The following is a 22,668-nucleotide window of genomic DNA, read 5'->3' as shown; positions in this document are numbered from 1 at the left end:
CTGGACCAGTGGTCAGGCCCGCGCGGCGACGAACAGCCTGGTGGGCAGGTTCGGTACGTCGTGCACCTCGGGCTCGGTGAGGCCGGCCGCCCGGAACATCCGCAGGCAGCCTTCGGTGGCGGGCACTTCGCCGCCGCGGGTCCAGGCCAGCAGCAGCAGCGACAGCATCCGCCCGCCGAACTCGCGGGCCGGTCCGAAGTCGCCCACGGTGAACCCCGCGGCCACCACCCGCCCGCCCGGGGCCAGCACCTCGCGGGCCCGGCGCAGCAGCCGTATGCCGTCCTGCTCCGTGTACTGCGGCAGGAGGTTGGCGAGGACGACCAGGTCGTACGGCCCTTCGAGGTCCGTGCTGAAGGCGTCACCGGCGATGAGTGCGGTGCGCTCGGCCAGCCCCATCGCGGCGGCGTTCTCGCGGGCCGCCGTCAGCATGTCCGGCCAGTCGAGACCGACCACCCGGGTCTGCGGGAACGCCTGGGCGAACAGCAGCCCGGAAAGGGCATGTCCGCAACCGAGATCGAGCAGCCGGAGTGTGTCCCGCTTCTCGGCCGCCCAGTCGCCGAGGACCTCGGCGAGGGCGGCGGCCACCGGGCGGGTGGCGAAGGTGCCGTGGGCGTTGAAGTCCTGCCAGTAGGTGAAGTGCGGCGAACTCGCATCCTCGTCGAGGAGGGTGGTGCCGGCCCGCACGATCTCGGTGAGGGCGCCCATCGACTCCCACTCCGCCTGCGAGGCGGCGACGACGGTGGCGTCCCCCGCGTACTCGGGGCTCGTGGTGACGAGGAACCGCCCGGCGCCGTCGGCGAGAGCGAATTCCTCGTGCTCCGGAACGCCGTGTTCGGTGACGTAGCCGATGGCGGCCAGCGTGGTGAGCAGCACGCGCACCGCGCGGGCCGGTGCGCCGACCGCCTTGGACACGTAAGCCGCGTCCCGTGGACCGTCGGCGAGGGCGTCGAAGACCCTCAGCTCGATCGCGGTGCGCAGCACACTGGTCCGTTTGAAGGCCAGCAGGGTCTCCAGAATGGTCTGTCGGGTGATCGGCCCGGGGGCCGGTGCCACTGCGGCCATACGTGTCGTCGTTCCTCTCGCTCCGGGTTCGGACACGGGCTCCTGCGGGGCCAGGCTGTGGTCTCGCGCTCGAAGCGGGCTCGATCGGCCGTCGAGGGCGGCGGGCCAGGCTCGTGGCAACTGGCAGCCGAGGAGAGGAACACACCATGGCGGCACCCGTGATCCAGCAGGCAGAACCCCAGCTCGTCGTGCACAGCGGGTCGGTGGCGGCGCCCGCCGGGCTCTGCTTCGACCTCGTCGCCGGGGTGGAGAGCGCGCCGCAGTTCTTCGGCTCGCATCTGCATGCCGAGGTGCGGCGCGGCGGCGGCCGGCAGGTCGTGGAGCGGTGGGTGATCGCGCCCGGCGGAGGCATCCGCAACTGGACGGCGGACCGGTTCGTCGACGTGACGGCCCGTCGTATCGTCTTCGAGCACGCGGGAGGCAGGCCGCCGGTGGCGGGCATGCGTGGCGAGTGGTCCTTCACCCCGTCGGCCGGCGGCACGACGGAGGTGCGGCTGGAGCACGCGCTCACCTTCGCCGGCGCCACCACGCCCGTGGAGGTCCGGGCCGCGCTCGCCGACATCGACCGAGGAGGTCGTGCCCAGCTCGACCAGTTGCGTGCGGTCGCCGAGTCGTACCCGCGGCTGACGGCCCGCACCGTACGGGCCGAGGCACGCACGGTCGTGCCCGGGGCGTGCACGGACGTCTACGAGCGGCTGGCGCAGGCCGTCGGGGCGGACCACCACTGGGCGGCGGCTCTTCTGCCTGGTCGCGCGGTCGTCCTCAAGCGGGTCGCGGGCCTGTCCTCGCGGCTGCACGCGGCCACCGCCCGGATCGACCTCACCCAGACCGCGTCCGGCGTGGAGATCAGCCTCTGCGCCCGGCTGACTTCCGCGGAGTCCGGCCCTGTCCCGGCGGCACTCCACCGCTGGCTGCCGCCGGTGGCCCAGCGCGAGCTGGCGCTGCTGGCAGCGGCCCTGTAGGGCGGGGCTGCGGGTCCCGTCAGGGGCGCGGCCCGCGGGCCGGCGATACGCCGTCCGGGCGTACCGCGTAGGTGCCGAGGACCGGCTCCAGGCGGTCGAAGGCATCCTCGGCGGCGGCCGCGGCCAGACGGTCGGCCTCCGCGGGCGGGGTGTCCGCGCGGTCCAGGGAGCGCACCAGGCGGAACAGCACCCGGTGGGCGGCAGCGAGCTGGGCCGCGGCGAGGAGGGGGGTGAGGCCGTCCGGCGCGGTACCGGTCGCGGCGGCGAGGGCTTCGGCGAGCACCTCCTCGCGCTGCTCGTCGATCTCCCGCTCGCGGGCACGCAGCCGGGTGCTGTCGTGCACCAGGCGGGCGAAGCCGGGTGAGGCATGACCGGTCAGCACCGGGTAGCCGCCGCCGAGGGCCGAGAGGAACGCGCGCCGCAGTCCGTGCAGCGCGGACTCGCCGGGCAGCCGCTCCCGCACGGTGCGCGCGAGGCTGTCGACGACGAGTTCGTGGGCGTCGAAGACGAGGTCCTCTTTGAGGGGGAAGTAGTTCGTGACGGTCATTTTGGAGACGTCGGCGGCCTCGGAGACCTCCGTGATCGTCACGTTGTCGAAGCCCTTCTCGATGAAGAGCAGCGTCGCGATGTGCGCAAGGCGGTCCCGGGTCTCCTGCTTCTTGCGCTCCCTGAGGCCTGTTCCGGCCTTCCGGGCTGATGCTGCCGGTCTCTGCATGGTTCCCATCGTAACCACTCCTTTGGTTCGGCCTATTCTTAGGCTTGACATAAACAATGGTCCGACATAAATTTACGGCTGTCCAGTCCCGCAGCCGTACGGAGGTCCTTTTGAAGCGCACGGTCGCCCCACCCGCCACGGTCGGACTGCCCGACGAGGCGGACCGCATCGATCCCCAGCTGGTGCGCATCGGCTTGGTGCTGGTCCTCGGGGCCGTCCTCGCTCAGCTCGACACCACGATCGTGAGCGTCGGTGTGGCCTCCATGAGGGACGGTCTGCATGCCTCGCTCACCGCCGTCCAGTGGGTGAGCACGGGCTACCTGCTGGCCGTCGCCCTGGTCGCCCCCCTGTCCGGCTGGCTGATCCAGCGCTTCGGCGGCAAGCGGGTATGGCTCGCCTCCGTGGCTCTGTTCATTGGCGCCTCCGCGCTCAGCGGGCTCGCCTGGTCGGCCGGTTCGCTGATCGCCTTCCGGCTGCTGCAGGGCCTCGGCGGCGGGTTGATGCAACCCATCGGACAAGCCGTCGTCGCCCGGATCGCCGGGCCCCGGCGCATCGGACGACTGGTCGGGATCATCACCACCCCGGTCTCCCTCGCGCCAATCCTGGGGCCGGTTGTCGGCGGCCTGGTCCTCCACGCGGCCGGCTGGCGCTGGCTCTTCTACCTCAACGTGCCCATCGGACTGGCCGCGCTGGTGCTGGCCGCGCGCATGGTGCCCAGTGACGACGGCGAGCGGCAGACCTCCCTCAAGCCCGACGGGCTCGGCCTGGCCCTGCTGCCGCCCGGCCTCGCGGCCCTCGTCTACGCCCTGGGGCAGACAGAGGGCGGCAGCCTCGACCCGCTGCAGACCACCATCCTGTTCGCCGGCCTCGCCCTGATCGCCGGGTACGTCGTTCACGCGCTGCGCACCGAGCGGACGCCCCTGGTCGACCTCAGGCTGTTCGCGGGCCGCGGATTCACCCTCGCGAGCGTCAACACCTTCCTGCTGGGAGCCGCGCTGTACAGCTCGATGCTCCTGCTGCCGCTGTACTTCATGCAGGTACGCGGCACGGGCGCCTTCGAAGCGGCCCTGATGCTCGCACCGCAGGCGCTCGGCACAGCTCTGGCCACCCTGCCCGCCGGCCGGATCACCGACACCTACGGCCCGCGCGCCGTGGCCGTCGTGGGCATCCTGCTGACCCTCGCGGGGACCGTGCCGTTCGTCCTGTCCGGCTCGGGCCCGGGCACCGCCCTCCTGGTCGCCGCCCTGTTCGTGAGGGGACTCGGCTTCGGAGTGATCACGCCGCCGAACGTCGCCGCCACGTACACCTCCGTCCAGCGGAGCCAGGTGCCCGCCGCCACCAGCGCCCGCACGGTCCTCAACCGCATCGGCGGCTCGATCGGCACAGCAGTCCTCGCGGTCGTCCTGCAGTCCGCCCTGGCCGGCGCCCACCCCGGACACCAGGGGGTGCGGGACGCCTACGCCCAGACCTTCTGGTGGGCCCTGGCCTTCGGCGCGCTGACCCTCCTGCCCGCACTGTTCTACCCGCGCCGCGCCCCGGGCCGGGGCTGATCGCGCACCGCACCTCTCACCACCTCGGCACCGACATCACAGGAGTCCCCTTCATGACCACCTCCCCTCACCGGCACCGCACCGGCCTGCGCCTCATGGCCGTGCACGCCCACCCGGACGACGAGTCCAGCAAGGGTGCCGCGACACTGGTCAGGTACTCCCGCGAGGGTGCCGGGGTCCTGGTGTGCACGATGACCGGGGGAGAGCGCGGCGACGTGCTCAACCCGCGGCTCGACCGGCCCGAGGTGTGGGCCGAACTGCCCGAGCGCCGCCGCAAGGAGATGCTCCGGGCACGCGAGATCCTCGGCGTCGACCAGAGGTTCCTCGGCTTCACCGACTCCGGCCTGCCCAAGGACGGCGAACAGCTGCCCGACGGCTGCTTCGCACTGCAGCCCCTCGAGACCGCCGCCCGCCCCCTGGTGGAGGCGGTGCGCTCCTTCCGCCCGCACGTGCTGGTCACCTACGACGAGAACGGCGGCTATCCCCACCCCGACCACGTCATGACCCACCGGGTGTCCGTGGAAGCCTTCGAGGCGGCGGGCGACCCGGACCGCTATCCGGGCACCGGCGAGGCGTGGCAGCCCCTGAAGCTCTACTACACCTGTGCCTTCAACAAGGACTACTTCCGTGCGATCAACGCTGCGATGACCCGCGCTGGGCTCGAGTCTCCGGCGGCCGGCCTGCTGGAGAACTGGCCGGACGACTGGCCGACCTGGGAGGTGACGTCGAAGGTCGAATGCGCCGAGTACTTCCCTGTGCGCCGCGCGGCACTGCTGGCCCACGAGACCCAGGTCGACCCCGACGGGCCCGAACTGTCCACCCCGATGAGCCTGGAGGCCGAGGCCTGGCCCACCGAGGACTACCACCTGGCCACCTCGCGCGTAGCGGACGACCTGCCCGAGGACGACCTGTTCGCGGGGATCACGGCCGACGCGCACTGACTGTCGAGCGCTGCTCCAGCCGGACTCCGCCCACCTGCCACAGGGTGGGCCGGGCCGGAGCGGCCCGTCGCACAGTGCCGTTGTCCCACCGTGCCCTTAGGGAGTCCCATGCGTATCGTCCGCTATCGCGAGTTCGGCCCGCCTGACGTGCTGAAGGTGGAAGAGGCCGAGAAGCCCGACCCGGGGCCGGGCATGGTGCGCCTGCGCACCGAGGCGATCGGCGTCAACTTCGCGGGCCTGCAGGAGCGTCAGGGCATCTTCTACGCCCACCACTCCGAGCCGCCCGCCTGCCCCGGTGGTGATGTCGTCGGCTTCGTCGACGCAATCGGCCCGGACGTCACCGGCGTAACGGCCGGCGCGCGCGTGGCCAGCATCATCTTCAAGGACTCCTACGCCGACCATGTGCTCGCCCGCGCCCGTGACCTGGTGCCGGTGCCGGCCGGGATGGACGCCGGCCAGGCCACGATGATCTCCTCGCCGGCCCAGGTCGGCCTCGAAGTCGTCAAGGCCGCCCGGATCCAGCCGGGTGACACCGTCCTCGTGCACGCGGCGGCCGGAGCCATCGGCCACCTGGTGGTGCAGATGGTCAGGGCACTGGGCGCGGGCAAGGTCATCGCCGCCGCCAACTCCGCCGCGAAACTCGCCTTCGCGCAGGAACTCGGCGCCGACACCGGCGTCGACTACAGCCGGGAGGGCTGGGACGAGGAAGTCCGCAGGATCACCGGCGGTGCCGGCGTCGACGTCGTCCTCGACAGCGTCGGCGCGGACATCACCACCCGGAGCATCGCCCTGCTCAGGCCGTACGGGCGACTGGTGTTCTACGGCTCGGCCTCGGGCGGCAAGCAACTGCCGTCGGTGTCCATGGAGGAGATTGCCGGCGTCCGGTACGTCACCCACTTCACCATGGCCGCCCTCGACGGTGACCTGGAGGCCATCGAGGAGGGCGTTCGTACGGTCACCGAGATGGTGCTCTCCGGCAAGGTCCGGCCCGTCGTGCACACCGAACTGCCGCTGACCGAGGCGGCCAAGGCACACCAGCTGATGGAGGACCGGGCACAGCTCGGCCGGGTCGTGCTCATCCCCTGAGCGCCGCCCCGGCCCCACAGACAGCGGCGGCCCCGATCCCCTCCCCGCATCCGGCGGAGCCGCCGCGCCTCCACTCCTTTTCACCGCTAGCGCAAGGAAGCAGTGCATGACGACCTCCGCGAATACCACCTCGGCCGCGCCGGAGCACAGCGACCGCGTCGACGCAGCCCTGCTCAAGCTCGGCATCGTCCTCATTCTCGGAACGATCGTGGCCGTGCTCGACGCCACCATCGTCAGCGTCGCCATCGACTCCATCCAGCGGGATCTCGGCAGCCCCCTGTCCACCATGCAGTGGGTCAGCACCGGCTACCTGCTCTCTTTCGCACTGGTCGTGCCGCTCAGCGGCTGGGCCACCGAGCGGTTCGGCGCCAAGCAGGTCTGGATGACCTCCGTGGCCTGCTTCGTGGGCAGTTCGGCGCTGTGCGGGCTGGCCTGGTCGGCCGGTTCCCTGATCGCCTTCCGGATCCTCCAGGGCCTCGGCGGCGGATTCATCCAGCCCATCGGCCAGTCGATGATCGCGCAGGCGGCGGGCCCCCGGCGGCTCGGCCGGGTGATGAGCATGCTGGTCATCCCCCTCACCTTCGCCCCACTCCTCGGTCCGGTGCTGGGCGGCGTCGTCCTCTCCCAGCTCAGCTGGCCCTGGATCTTCTACATCAACGTCCCCGTCGGCATCGTCACCCTGATCCTCGCCGCGAAGGTGCTGCCCGCCACCGAGCCCAAGGGCGGCCACACCCTGGACACCCTCGGTCTCCTGCTGGCCTGCCCCAGCGTGGCCGCCCTGATGTACGGGTTCTCCGAGGCCGCCGGCGACGCCTCGCCCACCTCGCCCGAGGTGACCGTCCCGGTGCTCCTCGGGGCCGCGCTGCTCGTCGGTTACGTCGTGCACGCCCGGCGCTACCGGGGCAACCCACTGCTCGACCTCAGACTGTTCGGCAACCGGGGCTTCAGCGTCTCCGTGTCGACCTCGTTCCTGCTCGGTGCGGCCCTGTTCAGCTCGATGTTCATGCTGCCGCTCTACTACCAGCAGGTACGCGGTCAGGACGCCCTGCACGCCGGGTTGCTGCTGATCCCCCAGGACCTGGGCGTCGCGGTCTCCATGATGTTCGCGGGCAAGCTCTCCGACCGCCTCGGCGGCCCCCGGCCCATCGTGCTCGCCGGCATCGTGCTCGCCCTCGCCGGCACCCTGCCCTACACCCAGGTCGGCGACCACCCCAGCGAAGTACTGCTCACCCTCGGCCTGTTCGTCCGGGGCGTCGGCATCGGCGCCACCATGACGCCGGCCATGGCCCAGGTCTTCCGCAGTGTCCAGCCGCAGGAGATCCCGCGGGCCGCGGGCCTCAGCAACGTCCTGCACCGCGTCGGCGGTTCCATCGGCACGGCCGCGCTCGCCGTGGTGCTGCAGCACCAGCTCACCGCCCACTCGGCGGCCCCGGCCTTCGGCGACGCCTTCTGGTGGGCGTTCGGCATCAGCGCCCTGACGGTGGTGCCCGCGGTGCTGCTGCCTGGCCGGCAGCGCCGCTGACCACCCCCAGACCTCTTCGTCCCAGACAGGTGTGAACTGTGCGCATCCTCTTCGTGGCTCATGGACCCGCTCATGTTCCCTGGATCGTGCCGCTCGCCTGGGCGAGCCGGCTCGCCGGGCACGAGGTGCGCGTCGCCGCCCGGCCGCAGTCGGTCGCGCGGGTCACCGCGGCCGGTCTGATCGCCGTGCCGATCGGTGACTCGGCGGCGGGCGACGCCTTCATCCGGCGGACCGCACCCCTCACCGGCGAACGCCCCAAAAGGCTGCCCGCCACGTGGCCGAGCGGCCCGCTCGGCTGGAGCGAGGAACGCCGGCTGCACTGGAGCGACCAGGTGCTCGGCCTCGCCGACTCGCTCGCCGACGACATGGTGGACTTCGCCCGGTTCTGGCGCCCGGACCTCGTGGTGTACGACGTGGGGGCAGTCGTCGGCCTGGTCGCCGCGGCGGCTGTCGGCGTCCCCGCCCTCGCGCACAGTTGGTGCCAGCCGCTGGGCCTGTACTTCCTCCATGAGGACGAGGTACCGCCCACCTACCCACGGCTGTTCGAGCGCTTCGGAGCCGAACCGAGGATCGGCACGGACACCTGGATCGACTGCACCCCGCCGGCTCTGCACACCCCGCACCCGGTGCCGCGCATCCCCATGAGGTACGTCCCTTACAACGGCCCCGGCGAGGTGCCGGACTGGCTGCGGGAAGAACCCAAGCGGCCCCGGATCTGCGTCACCGGCGGCATCACCACCTCCACCGTGGACGACTTCGGCCGCCAACTCCTCGACGAGGCGGCCGAGGTGGACGCCGACGTGGTCATGGCGGTGACCCGCCCCGAGGCCTTCGACGGCCTCACCCTGCCCGGCAACGTCCGGCTGACGGGCTGGGTACCGCTCGGTGCACTCCTTCCCACGTGCTCGGGCCTCGTCCAGCACGGCGGTGCCGGGTCCACCATGACAGCCCTCGCGTACGGCGTCCCCCAGCTCGTCGTCCCCGACGGCACAGACACTCCGCAGAGCCTGTGCGCCGACCAGGTCGCCCGCTCCGGCACCGGAATCCACCTCACCCCCGCCGAACGCGCCCGGCCCGGCGCCCTCGCCGCCGCCCTCGGCGACCTGCTCACGCAGGCCGAGTACGCCCGGCGCGCCGGCGTCGTGAGCGAGGAGATCGCCGCGATGCCGCCCGCCGCCGAGGTCGTCTCCCTCCTGGAGCAGCGGGCGGCGCACGCCACTGACTCCCAGCCAACTTCCACTGCGAAATAGGTAGGTCCTGACATGACTGACACCCAGACCGCCGTCGAGATGCCACAGGTCAGCTGGACCGCCCTGGGCGCGGCGTGGACGCGCGCGCGGGAGGGCGAGCGGGCCGACGCGCTGTTCACCGACGACCTCGCCCCGCACTTCATCGCCGCCGTCGGCGACAAGGCCCCCTACATCGAGGCGGGCGACCAGGTGCTGGACGGGCACGACGGGGACGTGCTCGCCAACCCGTTCACGGCGATGGGCGACTACGTAGCCATCCGCACCCGCTGGCTCGACGACCTGCTCCGCCGGGCCGCCGCCGACGGCATCCGCCAGGTCGTCCTGCTCGCCGCGGGGCTCGACACCCGCGCGTACCGCATCGAATGGCCCCCGGAACTGCAGCTGTTCGAGCTGGACCTGCCCGACCTGATCGCCTTCAAGGAAGAGGTGCTCCGCGCCAGCGGCGCCCGCCCCGCCTGCGCCCGCCACGCCGTCTCCTTCGACCTGCGCGAGGGCTGGGCGGGCGCGCTGCGGGCGGCGGGGTTCGACGCCACCCGGCCCACCGCCTGGCTGGCCGAAGGACTGCTGCACTACCTCACGCCCGCCGACAACCAGCAGATGCTGGACGACATCGGTGCCCTTTCGGCCCCCGGCAGCATGCTGGCGACCGACCACATCGAGGCGGCCATGATGGGCGGCGACAACGCCGAGACTGCCGACTCGACCGGCCTCGAATACGACCAGTTGGTCAAGGGCGGTCCCGGCGAGCACCCGGTGCGCTGGCTGGAGCGGTCCGGCTGGCAGGTGGAGTCCCGCAGCCCCGCCGACTGCGCCGTCGAATACGGCCGCCCGATCCCGCCCCTGCTGGATCCGGCCGTGCCCGGCAGCGTCTGCGAGGGCGCGCTCTACCTCCAGGCGCGGTGGCACGGCGGAACCCGCGACGCGGCCTGAGCCGGCCCGCGGACAGGGCGCCGGGGCCGCGACAGCGGCGGCCCCGGCGCCCTGCTGTGCCCTTCGGCGCCCCGCCCGCCGGGATCACACCTCGGCCCGGGTCCTGTGGGCTTCAAGTGCCTTTCGAGGCGGCACCCGGAACCTCGAATGACAGCCGTATGCCAGGACCAGCAGGAGACACCGATGACCATGGGGACAGCAACAGGTGACGACCGATGAACCGTCGTGTCGTCATCACCGGAATCGGGGTCGTCGCCCCGGGGGCAGTGGGCACCAAGGCGTTCTGGGAGATGCTCACCGAAGGCCGTACCGCCACACGGAACATCAGCCTCTTCGACGCCTCGCAGTTCCGCTCCAGGATCGCCGCCGAGGTGGACTTCGACCCGACCGAGCACGGATTCACCACCGAGGAGGCCGAACGGCTCGACCGGGCCGCCCAGTTCGCGGTCGTGAGCGCCCGTGAGGCCGTCGCCGACAGCGGGATGACCGGAGACCTCGACCCGCTGCGCACCGGCGTGGCGCTGGGCAGCGCAGTCGGCTGCACCATGGGCCTGGACCTCCAGTACAACGAGGTGAGCCGGGGCGGTTCCGGCTGGCACGTGGACCACACCCTGGCCGTCGACCACCTCTTCGACTACTTCGTGCCCAGCTCCATGGCGGCCGAGGTCGCCTGGGCCACGGGAGCCCAGGGGCCGGTGTCCATGATCTCCACAGGCTGCACATCCGGCCTGGACTCCATCGGCCACGCGGTCGAACTGATCCGGGAAGGAAGCGCCGACGTGATGGTCGCCGGCGCGACCGAGGCACCCATCTCGCCCATCTCCGTGGCGTGCTTCGACGCCATCAAGGCCACCTCGCCGCGCAACGCCGAGGCGGCCACCGCCTCCCGGCCCTTCGACCGCAGCCGCAACGGCTTTGTGCTCGGTGAGGGCAGCGCCGTCCTGGTCCTGGAGGACATGGACCACGCCCGCCGCCGCGGCGCGCACGTGTACGCGGAGATCTCCGGCTTCGCCAGCCGCTGCAACGCCTACCACATGACCGGACTGCGCGCGGACGGCAAGGAGATGGCCGAGGCCATTCGTGTCGCACTCGACGAGGCGCGCCTGGACCCCACAGCCGTGGACTACATCAACGCCCACGGTTCCGGCACCAAGCAGAACGACCGTCACGAAACCACTGCCTTCAAGCGCAGCCTCGGTGACCACGCCTACCGGATCCCGGTCAGCTCCATAAAGTCGATGATCGGTCACTCCCTCGGTGCGATCGGCTCCCTGGAAGTGGCCGCGAGCACCCTGGCGATAGAGCACAACACCGTGCCGCCGACCGCCAATCTGCACGAGCCCGATCCCGCCTGCGACCTGGACTACACACCTCTCACCGCGCGCGAGCACCGCACCGACACGGTGCTGAGCGTCGGCAGCGGGTTCGGCGGCTTCCAGAGCGCCATGGTCCTGACCGGCCCCGGCGTACGGGAGGCGGCATGACCACCCTCGCCCCCGAGACCGGCCGGGGCCGGGCTCCGGCCGCACCGGCCGGCGCACCGGTCGTCACCGGGATCGGTGTCGCCGCCCCCAACGGCTTGTCCGCCCGTGTGTGGTGGAACGCCGTGCTGCACGGCGAGAGCGGCATCCGCCGGGTCACCCGTTTCGATCCCGCCCGCTACCCGGCTCACCTCGCCGGCGAGGTGCCCGGCTTCGTCGACGCGGAGTACATCCCCAGTCGGCTGCTGCCGCAGACCGACCGGATGACCCGGCTCTCCCTCGCCGCCGCGCAGGAGGCCCTCGACGACTCGGGCCTGGACCCGGAGCGGCTGCCCGAGTACGGGGCGGGCGTCATCACCGCGAGCTCCGCCGGCGGCTTCGAGTTCGGCCAGCGGGAGCTGCAGGCGCTGTGGAGCAAGGGCGGCCAACACGTCAGCGCGTACCAGTCCTTCGCCTGGTTCTACGCCGTCAACAGCGGCCAGATCTCCATCCGGCACAAGCTTCGCGGCCCCAGCGGCGTCCTGGTCAGCGAGCAGGCGGGCGGCCTCGACGCCGTCGCCCAGGCCCGCCGACAGCTGCGCCGCGGGGTGAGCGTGGTGGTGACCGGGGGCGTCGACTCCGCGATCTGCCCGTGGGGCTGGACCGCCCACATCGCCGGCGGCCGCCTGAGCGTCAGCCAGGACCCGGCCCGCGCCTACCTGCCGTTCTCGGCGGACGCGAACGGTGAGGTGGTCGGCGAGGGCGGTGCCCTGCTCGTCCTGGAGGACGCGGGCGCCGCCCGGCAGCGCGGCGCCCGGGCGTACGGAGAGATCGCCGGGTACGCCGCCACGTTCGATCCGGCGCCCGGTTCCGGCGGGACACCGGCCCTGGGCCGGGCCGCGGAGCTCGCCCTCGCCGACGCCGGGGTGAGGCCGGACCAGGTCGACGTCGTGTTCGCCGACGCGGCCGGCGAGCGGGCCGCGGACCAGGCGGAGGCCGAGGCGCTGGCGGAGCTGTTCGGCCCGTACGCCGTCCCGGTCACCGCGCCGAAGACGATGACCGGCCGGCTCTCGGCGGGCGGCGCGTCCCTGGACCTGGCCGCCGCGCTGCTGTCGCTGCGCGACCAGGTGGTCCCGCCGACCGTGAACGTCGCCGCGCCCGCCGGAGACTGCCGGATCGACCTGGTGACCGGCGGGCCGCGGTGGCTTCCCCTGCGCACCGCTCTCGTCCTGGCCCGGGGACGCGGCGGCTTCAACGCCGCCGTGGTCGTCCGCGCCGTCCGCTGACACCCGGCGAAACCCACAGACAACCAGAAAGCCACCGCAAGCCAGAAGGCCGAAAAAAGAGGGAGCACCCATGTCTGCCGAGATGCAGCTGCAAGACCTGACCGACCTGCTGCGCGAGTGCGCCGGTGAGGCCGAGGCGGTCGACCTGTCCGGAGACGTCCTGGACGTGCCGTTCGCCGAGCTCGGCTACGACTCGCTCGCCATCCTGCAGACCACCGGGCGCATCGAGATCGACCACGCCCTGGTGCTCGACGAGGAGGCGGTGTCCGAGGCCGAGACGCCCCGCCAGTACCTCGACCTGGTCAACGAGGCGCTCGGCGCCGCGCAGAAGGCCTGAGCCCGGCCACCCGCGGCAGCCCCGCGGACCAGCGGACTACCGGAGGAGTCGATCCGTGATCACGCACCATCCCACCGCCCCCGATCTCAGGGGCCGCACCGCGCTGGTGACCGGGGCCACCCGGGGCGTCGGCCTCGCCGTCGCCCGCAAACTGAGTGCCTGCGGCGCCGACGTGCTGGCCGGCTACGCACACGATGAGGAGAACGCGGCCGCGGCCATGCGCTCACTGGCCCACCTGCCCGGCCGTGTCACCGCTTTCAGAGCCGATGTCACCGAGGAGCTGGAGGCCCTGCTGGCCGAGGCACGGCGGCTCTTCGGCGGCCTCGACATCTTCGTCCACAACACCTCCTACTTCCGGCCGGGCCCCACCCTGGGCGCCGATCTCACGGCTGCCGAACGGGCTCACGCCGTAGCCGTACGGCCGCTGCTCGCCGGGGCGCCCGCCATCGCGGAGCTGATGGCGGGCCGTCCCGGCCGGATCATCGCCGTATCGAGTGAGGGCGCCCGCAAGGTGGTGCCGCGGTACGCGGGCGCGGGCGTGGCCAAGGCGGCGCTGGAGGCCCTGGTGCGCTATCTCGCCGTGGAACTCGCGGGCCGGGGCATCGCCGTCAACGCGGTCTCCGCGGCCAAGCTCGACAAAGGGGACGGTTCCGTACCGCCCGAGGTGGCCAAGGCGATCGCCGGGCGTACCCCGGGCGGCCGGCTGACCACGCCGGAGGACCTTGCGGACGTGGTCGCGCTGCTGTGCACGAACGAGGCGGCGTGGCTGCAAGGACAGGTCCTGACCGCCGACGGCGGCCTCGGCCTGGTCGCGGGCTGAGAGGGACTGACATGACGTCAACTGACGAGATCGGCACGGATGTCTGCGTGGTCGGTGCCGGGCCCGCCGGGCTCGCGCTCGCTCTGCTGCTGCTGCGGTCCGGCGTGCGGGTCGCCGTCCTGGAGAAGTCCACCCACCTGCGCCGCGAGTTCCGCGGCGAGATCCTCCAGCCGGGCGGCCAGCACATCCTCGACACACTGGGGGTCCTCGGCGAGGCCCGGGCCGCCGGCGCCTGCGAACTCGACGGCTTCCAGCTCGTCGATCGCGACCGGGTGCTGCTCGACATCGACTACCGGGCACTGCCCGCACCGTACGACCACCTGCTCGCCGTACCGCAGCCGCACCTGCTGCAGGCGCTGCTCGACGCCTGTCATGAGCTGCCGGGCTTCGCCTACTTCGACGGGCACCGCGTCAGCGGTCTCGTCGAGGAGAACGGCCAGGTCACCGGTGCCGTCGCGAGCGGACGCGGCCGTCAGCTCACGGTGCGTGCCCAGGCGGTCGTCGCGGCCGACGGCCGGTTCTCCAAGACCCGGGCGCTGGCCGGGATCGAAGCGGGCCGCATCGAGGCGTTCCGGCACGACGTGCTCTGGTTCAAACTCGACGCGCCCGACCGCCAGACCCACCGGGTACGGGTGCACCGCACGGGCCACCGTCCCGTCCTCGTGCACGACTCCCACCCCGGCAAGCTGCAGATCGGCTGGACCCTTCCGCACCGCGGCTGGCCCGAGGTCGCGGCCCGGGGCATCGGTGAGGTCAAGCGCGAACTGGCCGCTGCGCTGCCGCAGTTCGCCGACCTCATCGAGGACTCCATCGGTGCCCTCGCCGACCTGAGCCTGCTCGACGTGTTCGCCGGCAAGGCGCGCGAGTGGGTGCGCGACGGGCTCGTCCTCATCGGCGACAGCGCCCACACCCACAGCCCGTTGGGCGCCCAGGGCATCAACCTGGCCCTGCAGGACGCGGCGGCGTTGCACCCCGTACTGCTGGAGGCGCTGCAGGCCGGTGATACCGCGCGCGAGCGGTTCGCGCCCTTCATCGACGTCCGGATGCGGGCCGTGGACGCCGTCATGAAGATGCAGGCGATGCAGGCGAAAGGCATGTTCGGGGCCGGTGGACCAGTCGCCGACCTGCTTCGCTCCAGCCTTGCCGGGGTGATCCGGCGCAGCCCCATCGGGCTGAAGATCACCCGCCGGGTGGCCTTCGGTCATCCCCCCGTGGACGTCCGCACGGACCTGTTCACCACCGCTCCCGCGCCCCGCCTCCCGCACCCGACGCACTCGAAGGGATGACCCGTATGCGCATCATCGACCTGTCCTCGCCCGTGGACGCCACCGCGTGGGAGCCCGATCCGGTGATCCACAAGATCCTCACCCCCGCCGAGGGCGCGCGCCACATGAGCGAGGAGATGCACAAGCACTTCGGCGTCGACTTCGACCCGTCCGTGCTGCCCGGCGCTGAACTGCTCTCGCTCGACACGTTCACCCTCACCAGCCACACCGGTACCCACGTCGACGCTCCGTCCCACTACGGCACGACAGCCGCCTACGGCACCCCCCGCCACATCCACGAGATGCCGCTGGACTGGTTCCACCGCCCCGCGATCCGGCTGGATCTGCGCGACCAGCCGGTCGGCGCCGCAGGCGTCGAGGTGATCGAGAAGGAACTCGCCCGGGTGGGCCGCACCCCCGAGCCGTACGACATCGTGCTGTTGAACACCGGGGCCTCCGACTACGTCGGCACGCAGGAGTACTTCACCGACTTCACCGGCCTCGACGGCGCCGCCACCGAGATGCTGCTCGACTTCGGCGTCAAGGTGATCGGGACCGACGCCTTCAGCCTCGATGCTCCCTTCGGCGACATGATCCGCCGCTACCAGGAGACCGGGGACCGCTCCGTGCTGTGGCCCGCGCACTTCGCCGGGCGCCGCCGGGAGTACTGCCAGATCGAGCGGCTGCACAACCTGGACGCGCTGCCGGGGGACTTCGGCTTCACCGTCTCCTGCCTGCCGGTGAAGCTGGTCGGTTCCGGTGCCGGATGGGCCCGCGCCGTGGCCCTGGTGGAGGAGTGAGCGCCATGACGGTGACCGCTCCCTCCGCCCGGGCCACCAAGCCCGCCCCCGTCGCGCCGCCACGGACGGTCCTGATCGTCGGCAGCACCCGCGAGGCCCGTCTGGGCGGTACTGTCGCCCACTGGTTCGCCGACCAGGCCGCCCGGCACGGGGGCCTCGACCTCGACGTCGCCGACCTCGCCGTGCTCGGGCCCGACGCAGAGGGACTCGGCGAACGCCTGGCCGCCGCCGACGCGTTCGTGGTGGTGACCCCCGAGTACAACCACAGCTTCCCCGCCCCGCTGAAGGCGGCCGTCGACCGTTTCCGCACCGAGTGGCAGGCCAAGCCGGTCGGCTTCGTCTCCTACGGCGGCATGTCCGGCGGCCTGCGCGCGGTCGAGCAACTGCGCCTGGTGTTCGCCGAGTTGCATGCCGCCACCGTGCGGGACGGGGTCAGCTTCCACAACGTCTGGGAACGGTTCGACGCCGACGGGCGGCCGGTCGACGCGGCTGGGGCCGAGGCAGCCGCCAAGAAGCTGATCGACCAGCTCGCCTGGTGGGCGCACGCCCTGCGCGAGGCCAGGACATCCCACCCCTACCAGGGCTGACTGGGCTGATGTCATGCGTGTCCTCGTCGTCGCCGGCCGAGGTGAACGGGCCGCGGAACTCCTGGCCACCTGCCGAACGGCAGGCCTCACGGGGGTGTTCGCGCACTGCGGCTGCCGCCATTGCGCCCGTCCGGCGCGGGAGGCCGGCGAGACGTACCGGGTCGCCGACTGCCAGTGGCCGGCCGAACTGCTCGAAGCGGCGGACCGCTTCGGCGTGGACGCCGTCCACCCCGGCGGAGGTCCGCTCGCGGCCAGTACGGAGTTCTTCTGGTCTGTGCTGTCCTGGTTTCTGATATGGGCGGGACCCGTTCCCGAGACATGCACCGGCTCACGCCACCACGCGGTGGTCGTCCCCGTCGGCCGTCCCCCCTGGGCGCCTGCCCAGGCGAACGCCGCACGCGAGAAGTTGGCGCCGCTGCTGCCGGCCGCCGTCGGCCCGGGCCCGCCGCCGGTCATGATGGTGGACCCCGGCATCCTGTGCGCCGGGAACCACGCCCGGGCGAGTGGCCCGTCCTGCGGCGTTCCCGCGTGCGGGTGGGGGGACCGCAGCCGGTGTAGGAGGCGGTAGGGGGCTGCGCCGTCTCCGAGCACACGGCACGCTGACACCATCCGCGCATCCGGTCGATGCCGCCCGGGCACGCGGAACACAGCGGTGGGCGCCCGCTTCTGATCCCCGGCGGCGCCCGCATCCACCGCACGCCCGGACCCCCACGAGGCGATCGGTGGCACCAAGGCCCCCGCTGGCCCTGCGTCGGCGGGGGCTTCGGCTTTTGCGGCGGTGCACAGGAGAGGCGGGCGATGAAACGGGGAAGCCTTCTTGCCATCAGCGACCTGCATGTCGCCTACCCGGAGAACCGGGAGATCGTCGAAGCACTCAGGCCGGACAGTGACGAGGACTGGCTGCTCGTCGCGGGCGACGTCGGTGAGCTCACCGAGGACATCGCATGGGCCCTGCGGCTCCTGAAGGACCGCTTCGCCGAAGTGGTCTGGGCGCCGGGCAACCACGAACTGTGGACACCCCGCGAGGATCCCGTCCGGCTGCGCGGCGTCGAGCGCTACCGCCACCTCGTCGACCTGTGCAAAAACCTTGGCGTCCGCACCCCCGAGGACCCCTACGCCGTATGGGAGGGACCGGGCGGCCCGGTGACCGTCGCACCGTTGTTCCTGCTGTACGACTACACCTTTCGCACGCCGACCGCGAGCGACAAGGAGGCGGCGCTGGCCCAGGCGTACGACAAGGGCGTGGTGTGCGCGGACGAGTTCCTCCTGCACCCCGACCCCCATCCGAGCCGGGAAGCCTGGTGCAACGACCGGCTGGAGCAGACCGCGGCGCGTCTCGAAGCGATCGACCCGGACATCCCCACCGTGCTCGTGAACCACTATCCGCTGGTGCGGGAGCCGACCCGGATCCTGTTCCACCCCGAATTCGCCCAGTGGTGCGGCACGGTACGCACCGCGAACTGGCACCGCAGGTTCCGCGCCGCCGCAGTGGTCTACGGCCACCTGCACATCCCCCGTACGACCTGGCACGACGGGGTGCGCTTCGAGGAGGTCTCGGTGGGCTACCCCCGTGAGTGGCGCAGAGCGGGCCACCCGCGCACCGTGCCGCGCAGGATCCTGCCGTGAGCGCCCACGAGATGATCCCGGTGTGCTCCGCCGGCCACGCGGGGGCGGACCGCAGGCCCGCCCTTCTGGAGCGGATCCTGCCCGATTCGGTGGCCGTCGCCGAGGCCTACGACGATCCGCCGGACATTCCGCTGTTCAGCCAGGAGGCACTGCTGATCCGCGACGCCGTGCCGTCCAGGGTGCGCGAGTTCAGCACGGCCCGGCTGTGCGCCCGCCGGGCGCTGGCCAGGCTGGGGTGGGATCCGGTGCCGCTGGTGGGCTCCCTGGGCAGGCCTCCGAAGTGGCCCGAGTCGACGACCGGCAGCATCACGCACTGCACCGGTTACCGGGCCGCCGCAGTCGCCCGCACCGAAGACATCGCCCTGCTCGGCATCGATGCCGAACCCCACGCGCCGCTGCCGGAGGGCGTACTGGAAGTGATCGCGCTGCCGGCCGAACTGGCCCGCGTCCGCGGCGCCCTGGCGAGCCGGCCCCGGCTGCGCTGGGATCGGCTGCTGTTCTGCGCCAAGGAGGCCGTCTACAAGGCGTGGAACCCCTACACCGAGCAGAACCTGGGCTTCGAGGACGCCGACATCGTGATCGACCTGAACGCCCCCCGCTTCGCCGCCCGCCTGCTCGCCCCGCCGCCCGCGGGGCGCGGGCACGGGATCCGGACGCTGGAGGGGACCTGGACGGTGGAGGCCGGCCTCATCCTCACGGCCGTGGCACTGCCCGGTCCCCGCTGAGGGCCGTGCGTCAGCCCCGCGTCCCGAGCCGCCTGGCCAGTTCGTCCAGTACGGCGGGCACATGGGAGTTGAGGAAGAAGTGCCCGCCGGGAAAGACCCGAAGGTCGAAGGCGCCCGTGGTGTGCTCGCGCCAGGCGTCGGCCTCCTCCGCCGTCACCCGGGGGTCGTCGTCGCCGGTCAGCACCAGCAGCGGGCAGGCCAGGCGCGGGCGGGAACGGTACCGGTAGGTCTCGGCCGCCTTGTAGTCGCTGCGGACGTAGGGCAGGACCAGTTCCCGCAGCTCCTCGTCGTCCAGGAGCTGCGCCCCGTCGCCGCCGAGCACCTTCATGTCGGCGACCAGCGCCTCGTCGTCGAGGAGGTGTACGTGCTCGTTCCGCGTCCGCGACGGCGCGCGCCGCCCCGAGGCGCACAGCAGCGACGGTGACAGGCCCGCCTCCTGGAGCCGTACGGCGACCTCGAAGGCGAGGGTGGCGCCCAGACTGTGCCCGAACAGGGCGTAGCCCGTGTCCGGTTCCGCCTCCAGCAGCGGGCGCAGTTGCCCGGCCAGCAGGTCCGCCAGCTCGTGCAGGTCCTCCAGGCACGGCTCGCCGCGCCGGTCCTGGCGGCCGGGGTACTGCACCGCGAGGACGTCCACCGACGGCGCGAGCGCTCGGGAGACGGGGAAGTAGTAGGAGGCCGAACCGCCCGCGTACGGCAGGCAGACGAGCCGGGTACGCGCTGCGGGCGCTGGATGGAACCTGCGCAGCCAGGGGCCGAGTTCCGTGGACGTTGCGGGCATGCTGTCCCTTTTCCGCGCCGAAGCGCTCATATGGCCTCGCCGACGTCACCGGCGAGACGCAGTTCGATGGGCAGCTCCTCCCGGTTTCGGATCTGCATCTTGCGGTAGATCCGGGTGAGGTGCTGTTCGACCGTGCTGACCGTGATGTACAGCCGGGCTGCCACCTCACGGTTGGTGAACCCCTGGGCGGCCAGAACGGCTACGCGCCGTTCCGACTCGCTCAGCGTGGCCAGTCTGTCGTCGTCCGGATGCGTCCGCTGCTCCTTGAGAGGCGGCACGGGGGAGAGCAGTGGCAGCACCTCGCCGGCCCGGCACTCCTGGGCGGCCAGCCGCGCCCGGCGGGCGGCGGCGCGGGCCCGCACGGTGTCGCCCACCGACTGATAGGCCTCGCTCAGTTCGGCCAGGGCGCAGGCGCTGTGGTAGAGGTCGCCACCGCGTTCCAGCAGCCGCAGCGCCTCCTCGAGCAGAGCGGGCCGCTCCCGGACCGTGCGGGTGGCGGCCAGCGACCGCAGAACGATCCCCCGGGTGCGGTGGCGCCCCCCGGTGTGCGGCAGCCGCTGCTCGTGCAGCACCGCCGCCGCGCGTCCGCGCTCTCCGATCCGCAGCCAGGCCTCGGCCGCACCGGCCCGCCAGGGGACCAGTGCCGCGTTGTCGATGTGCCACTTCACCATCAGCTCCCCGCAGGCCGAGAAGTCGGCGAGGGCGGCATGGCAGCGATCGGCGGCCAGATGGTGGCGGCCACGCGCGTGCAGGTAGTGCAGGCCGACCCGGGTCTCGAAGAGCCCCGGGGGCACGGCCGGGGGCAGCAGCCCGGCCGCGGCCCGGTACCGGCCCATGGCCGTCATGGCCTCGACGCGGGTGGCCAGCGCCAGCGCATAGTTCTCGTTCCAGGTCTCTCCGCGGAGCAGGTCCATGGCCCGCTCGGCGGACGTGGCGGCGTCGTCGAGCCGGCCACGGCGCAGCTCGGTGAGCGCGGCCAGGCTGCCGATGATGCCCTGCCAGGCCGCGAGACGGTGCCGGTCCGCCTCGGTCAGGAAACGCCGGCACCAGTGCGCCGCATCCTCCAGCAGGTCCGAGTAGACGAGGCTCAGCACCGAAGAGGTCACGGCGCGGCAGGAGCTGTGGTAGAAGCTCACGTCCTGCAGCACCTGCTGGGCCTGGGCGACGGTGTGCTCGTCGGCACGCTGGCCGAGAACGGCGGACAGGGCCTGTGCGGAGCGGAGTTCGGGGGTGGCGATCACGGGTGGCTCGGGCACGCCGGTGCTGGTGGGCGGCGTCGCGAACTCCTCGATGCGGGGGAGCAGCCCGGGGAAGTTGTTGCCGACGAGGGAGCGGATGAGAGTCGCGTCGCAGGCCGCCTGGGTGGCGTCGCCCCGGTCGGCGGCCAGCTTGCCCAGCACCTCGACGGCGTCGTGGAACTGGAACTGCCACAGCAGGGACTCGGCGACCACCTGGGCCTGTGCCCGGCCCAGTCTCCCCTCCAGGATCGGCGCCTTCAGGGCGAAGAAACGGTCCCGCGCCGATCCAGGGGCAAGCAGCCAGTGAACGGACGCCAATCTCGCCTTGATCAGGTGGCGTTCACCGTCGTCGGTCGCGCACTCCAGGGCCCGCTTGAGATAGCCGATCGCGCAGTCGGGCCGGTCGTCGGTGAGGGCGTGGAAAGCCGCGTCCTGCAGGACGGGCACCGTCCAGTCCCCCGGGGCGGGGCCGGCCCCGAGCAGCTGCCGGGCGATGACCTCCGAAGGGGCCCCGTCGTCGAGCAGCAGCCGGGCCGCCCGGTCCCGCAGCCGAACGGCTTCGCCCGCCGGGACCGCCTCCAGCACCACCGCCCCGCCGTCGGGGTGTCTGAACCGTGTGCCGTCCAGGATCCCGGTTTCCGAGAGCTTCTCGACGGCACGCCGGGCCAGGTCGGAGCCGATGCCGGTCAGCCGGCCCACCAGATGGACGTCGGCCGACTCCTCCAGGACGGCCACGCCTCGCGCCACCCGGACGGCCGGCTCGCCCAACCGGTGCAGGCACACCAGCACGGCCTGCCGGAACGCGGCGCCCGCCGTCCGCTCCGCCGGCTGGGGACGGCCGTCCGCGTGGTCGGTGAGAAGGGTCCGGACCAGCAGGGGATTGCCGCCCGTCCACGCGTGCAGCGGCAGTGCGAGCCGGTCCGCCGCAACAGGCCCGAGCCGCTCACGCACCAACTGCCGTACCCCGCGCGGTCCGAGCGGCCCAAGATGCACGCGCCGCACCTGCGGGTGGTACAGCAGGTCCTGGAGCACGCCGGACGGCGGCCGGTCGAGCTGCGGATCCAGGGTGACGGCCAGTGCCAGCCCTCCCGGCGCCACCTCCTGGACCAGCTGCCGCAGCCAGCGCAGCGACTCGGTGTCGGTGTACTGGAGGTCGTCGACCGCGACCAGCACGGGGCCGCGGCCGGCCAGCTCGGCGACGGTGCGCCGCGCGTCACCGGCCACCTGCGCGGCCTCGTCCGCGGAGCTCCGGTGCACCGGACGCCGACTCGTGGCGACGGACCGGGACTTCAGGAGCTTGTGCACCGTCGCGTACGGCACGTCCTGCTCCGCCGGGGTACTCGCCGCCAGCAGGACGACACGGCCCGAGGACGTCGCCCGCCGGGCCAGGGCGTGCAGCAGGGACGTCTTGCCCATGGCGGTGGGTCCGCTGATCAGGGCGCGTGGGGACGTCGTCCCGGTGGCCCCCAGCAGGAGAGCCTGCAGGTGCTCCAACGTGTCAGCTCGTTCAGCCAGCAAGGCTCTCGGCACTCCCTTCGCGGCCGATGCGCGGGTTCGCGTGCTGTCCGGGGTGGTGCCGCCCCCGACTGGGGGGCACCACCATGAGACCCCTATTGGCTTGGAGACGGCTTGAGAACCGTTCGCACGCCAGGTCGGCCGCGGTCCACGACGGCAGGAGTCCGGTGGCGTGGCCGGTATTCACCCCTTGCACCCGGCCGCCCCTAGGGG

The 22,668-nt window shown here is 72.4% G+C and carries 21 protein-coding genes; 17 read left to right on the top strand and 4 right to left on the bottom strand.

Going from position 1 to position 22,668, the window contains the following annotated elements; all coding sequences use genetic code 11:
* Positions 1-12: 12 nt before the first annotated feature.
* A complete protein-coding gene (locus OG504_RS00300; RefSeq protein ID WP_405987800.1) occupies positions 13-1,062 on the bottom strand; it encodes a methyltransferase domain-containing protein in 1,050 nt (349 codons plus the stop codon).
* 146 nt (positions 1,063-1,208) lie between these two features.
* Here OG504_RS00300 and OG504_RS00295 point away from each other — a divergent pair, with 146 nt between their 5' ends.
* Positions 1,209-2,024 carry an aromatase/cyclase gene (locus OG504_RS00295; protein WP_405987799.1) on the top strand — a complete coding sequence of 272 codons (816 nt, stop codon included), beginning with the start codon at positions 1,209-1,211 and terminating at the stop codon, positions 2,022-2,024.
* 19 nt (positions 2,025-2,043) lie between these two features.
* Here the strand turns inward: OG504_RS00295 and OG504_RS00290 are convergent, their stop codons facing one another.
* A complete protein-coding gene (locus OG504_RS00290; protein ID WP_405987798.1) occupies positions 2,044-2,739 on the bottom strand; it encodes a TetR/AcrR family transcriptional regulator in 696 nt (231 codons plus the stop codon).
* A 110-nt stretch (positions 2,740-2,849) separates the two neighbouring features.
* On the opposite strand from OG504_RS00290, the gene OG504_RS00285 reads away from it, so the two are divergent.
* The 16 genes from OG504_RS00285 to OG504_RS00210 all read left to right on the top strand — a co-directional run bounded on the left by OG504_RS00285 (position 2,850) and on the right by OG504_RS00210 (position 18,924).
* Complete coding sequence (locus tag OG504_RS00285) at positions 2,850-4,289, top strand: MDR family MFS transporter (RefSeq protein WP_405987797.1); 1,440 nt, start codon at positions 2,850-2,852, stop codon at positions 4,287-4,289.
* Between the two features lie 53 nt (positions 4,290-4,342).
* A complete protein-coding gene (gene mca / locus OG504_RS00280) occupies positions 4,343-5,230 on the top strand; it encodes a mycothiol conjugate amidase Mca (RefSeq protein ID WP_405987796.1) in 888 nt (295 codons plus the stop codon).
* Positions 5,231-5,338: 108 nt separating this feature from the next.
* Positions 5,339-6,316 carry a zinc-binding alcohol dehydrogenase family protein gene (locus OG504_RS00275; RefSeq protein WP_405987795.1) on the top strand — a complete coding sequence of 326 codons (978 nt, stop codon included), beginning with the start codon at positions 5,339-5,341 and terminating at the stop codon, positions 6,314-6,316.
* Positions 6,317-6,422: 106 nt separating this feature from the next.
* Positions 6,423-7,838 carry an MDR family MFS transporter gene (locus OG504_RS00270; RefSeq protein WP_405987794.1) on the top strand — a complete coding sequence of 472 codons (1,416 nt, stop codon included), beginning with the start codon at positions 6,423-6,425 and terminating at the stop codon, positions 7,836-7,838.
* Between the two features lie 38 nt (positions 7,839-7,876).
* Positions 7,877-9,088, top strand: coding sequence for a nucleotide disphospho-sugar-binding domain-containing protein (locus OG504_RS00265; RefSeq protein WP_405987793.1), 1,212 nt, complete (start codon positions 7,877-7,879; stop codon positions 9,086-9,088).
* Positions 9,089-9,100: 12 nt separating this feature from the next.
* Complete coding sequence (locus OG504_RS00260) at positions 9,101-10,018, top strand: SAM-dependent methyltransferase (RefSeq protein WP_405987792.1); 918 nt, start codon at positions 9,101-9,103, stop codon at positions 10,016-10,018.
* 215 nt (positions 10,019-10,233) lie between these two features.
* Positions 10,234-11,502, top strand: coding sequence for a beta-ketoacyl-[acyl-carrier-protein] synthase family protein (locus tag OG504_RS00255; protein ID WP_405987791.1), 1,269 nt, complete (start codon positions 10,234-10,236; stop codon positions 11,500-11,502).
* Positions 11,499-12,764, top strand: coding sequence for a ketosynthase chain-length factor (locus OG504_RS00250; RefSeq protein WP_405987790.1), 1,266 nt, complete (start codon positions 11,499-11,501; stop codon positions 12,762-12,764). The genes OG504_RS00255 and OG504_RS00250 overlap by 4 nt, the downstream gene beginning before the upstream one ends.
* A gap of 70 nt (positions 12,765-12,834) precedes the next feature.
* Entirely contained in the window at positions 12,835-13,101 is a 267-nt protein-coding gene (locus tag OG504_RS00245; RefSeq protein ID WP_405987789.1) for an acyl carrier protein, read from the top strand.
* A gap of 55 nt (positions 13,102-13,156) precedes the next feature.
* Positions 13,157-13,921 (top strand): SDR family oxidoreductase, encoded by a 765-nt coding sequence (locus OG504_RS00240; RefSeq protein ID WP_405987788.1) that lies wholly within the window; start codon positions 13,157-13,159, stop codon positions 13,919-13,921.
* Positions 13,922-13,932: 11 nt separating this feature from the next.
* Positions 13,933-15,207: an FAD-dependent monooxygenase gene (locus OG504_RS00235; RefSeq protein WP_405987787.1), complete on the top strand. Its 1,275-nt coding sequence runs from the start codon at positions 13,933-13,935 to the stop codon at positions 15,205-15,207.
* Between the two features lie 5 nt (positions 15,208-15,212).
* Positions 15,213-15,986, top strand: a complete 774-nt coding sequence (locus OG504_RS00230) for a cyclase family protein (protein ID WP_405987786.1) — start codon at positions 15,213-15,215, stop codon at positions 15,984-15,986.
* 5 nt (positions 15,987-15,991) lie between these two features.
* Positions 15,992-16,573 carry an NADPH-dependent FMN reductase gene (locus OG504_RS00225; protein WP_405987785.1) on the top strand — a complete coding sequence of 194 codons (582 nt, stop codon included), beginning with the start codon at positions 15,992-15,994 and terminating at the stop codon, positions 16,571-16,573.
* A 13-nt stretch (positions 16,574-16,586) separates the two neighbouring features.
* On the top strand, positions 16,587-17,141 hold the full coding sequence (locus OG504_RS00220) for a biotin carboxylase N-terminal domain-containing protein (protein WP_405987784.1): 555 nt from the start codon (positions 16,587-16,589) through the stop codon (positions 17,139-17,141).
* Positions 17,142-17,371: 230 nt separating this feature from the next.
* On the top strand, positions 17,372-18,199 hold the full coding sequence (locus OG504_RS00215; protein ID WP_405987783.1) for a metallophosphoesterase family protein: 828 nt from the start codon (positions 17,372-17,374) through the stop codon (positions 18,197-18,199).
* Complete coding sequence (locus tag OG504_RS00210; protein ID WP_405987782.1) at positions 18,196-18,924, top strand: 4'-phosphopantetheinyl transferase; 729 nt, start codon at positions 18,196-18,198, stop codon at positions 18,922-18,924. The genes OG504_RS00215 and OG504_RS00210 overlap by 4 nt, the downstream gene beginning before the upstream one ends.
* Before the next feature lie 10 nt (positions 18,925-18,934).
* Here the strand turns inward: OG504_RS00210 and OG504_RS00205 are convergent, their stop codons facing one another.
* Together OG504_RS00205 and OG504_RS00200 are read right to left on the bottom strand one after the other, a co-directional pair.
* On the bottom strand, positions 18,935-19,702 hold the full coding sequence (locus tag OG504_RS00205) for a thioesterase II family protein (RefSeq protein ID WP_405987781.1): 768 nt from the start codon (positions 19,700-19,702) through the stop codon (positions 18,935-18,937).
* Between the two features lie 26 nt (positions 19,703-19,728).
* Positions 19,729-22,470, bottom strand: coding sequence for an AAA family ATPase (locus OG504_RS00200; protein ID WP_405987780.1), 2,742 nt, complete (start codon positions 22,468-22,470; stop codon positions 19,729-19,731).
* Between the last annotated feature and the right edge of the window lie 198 nt (positions 22,471-22,668).

Origin of the sequence: Streptomyces sp. NBC_00986 (assembly GCF_045162565.1) — a bacterium.
Taxonomy (GTDB): domain Bacteria; phylum Actinomycetota; class Actinomycetes; order Streptomycetales; family Streptomycetaceae; genus Streptomyces.
This window is presented reverse-complemented; position numbering and strand designations above follow the sequence as displayed.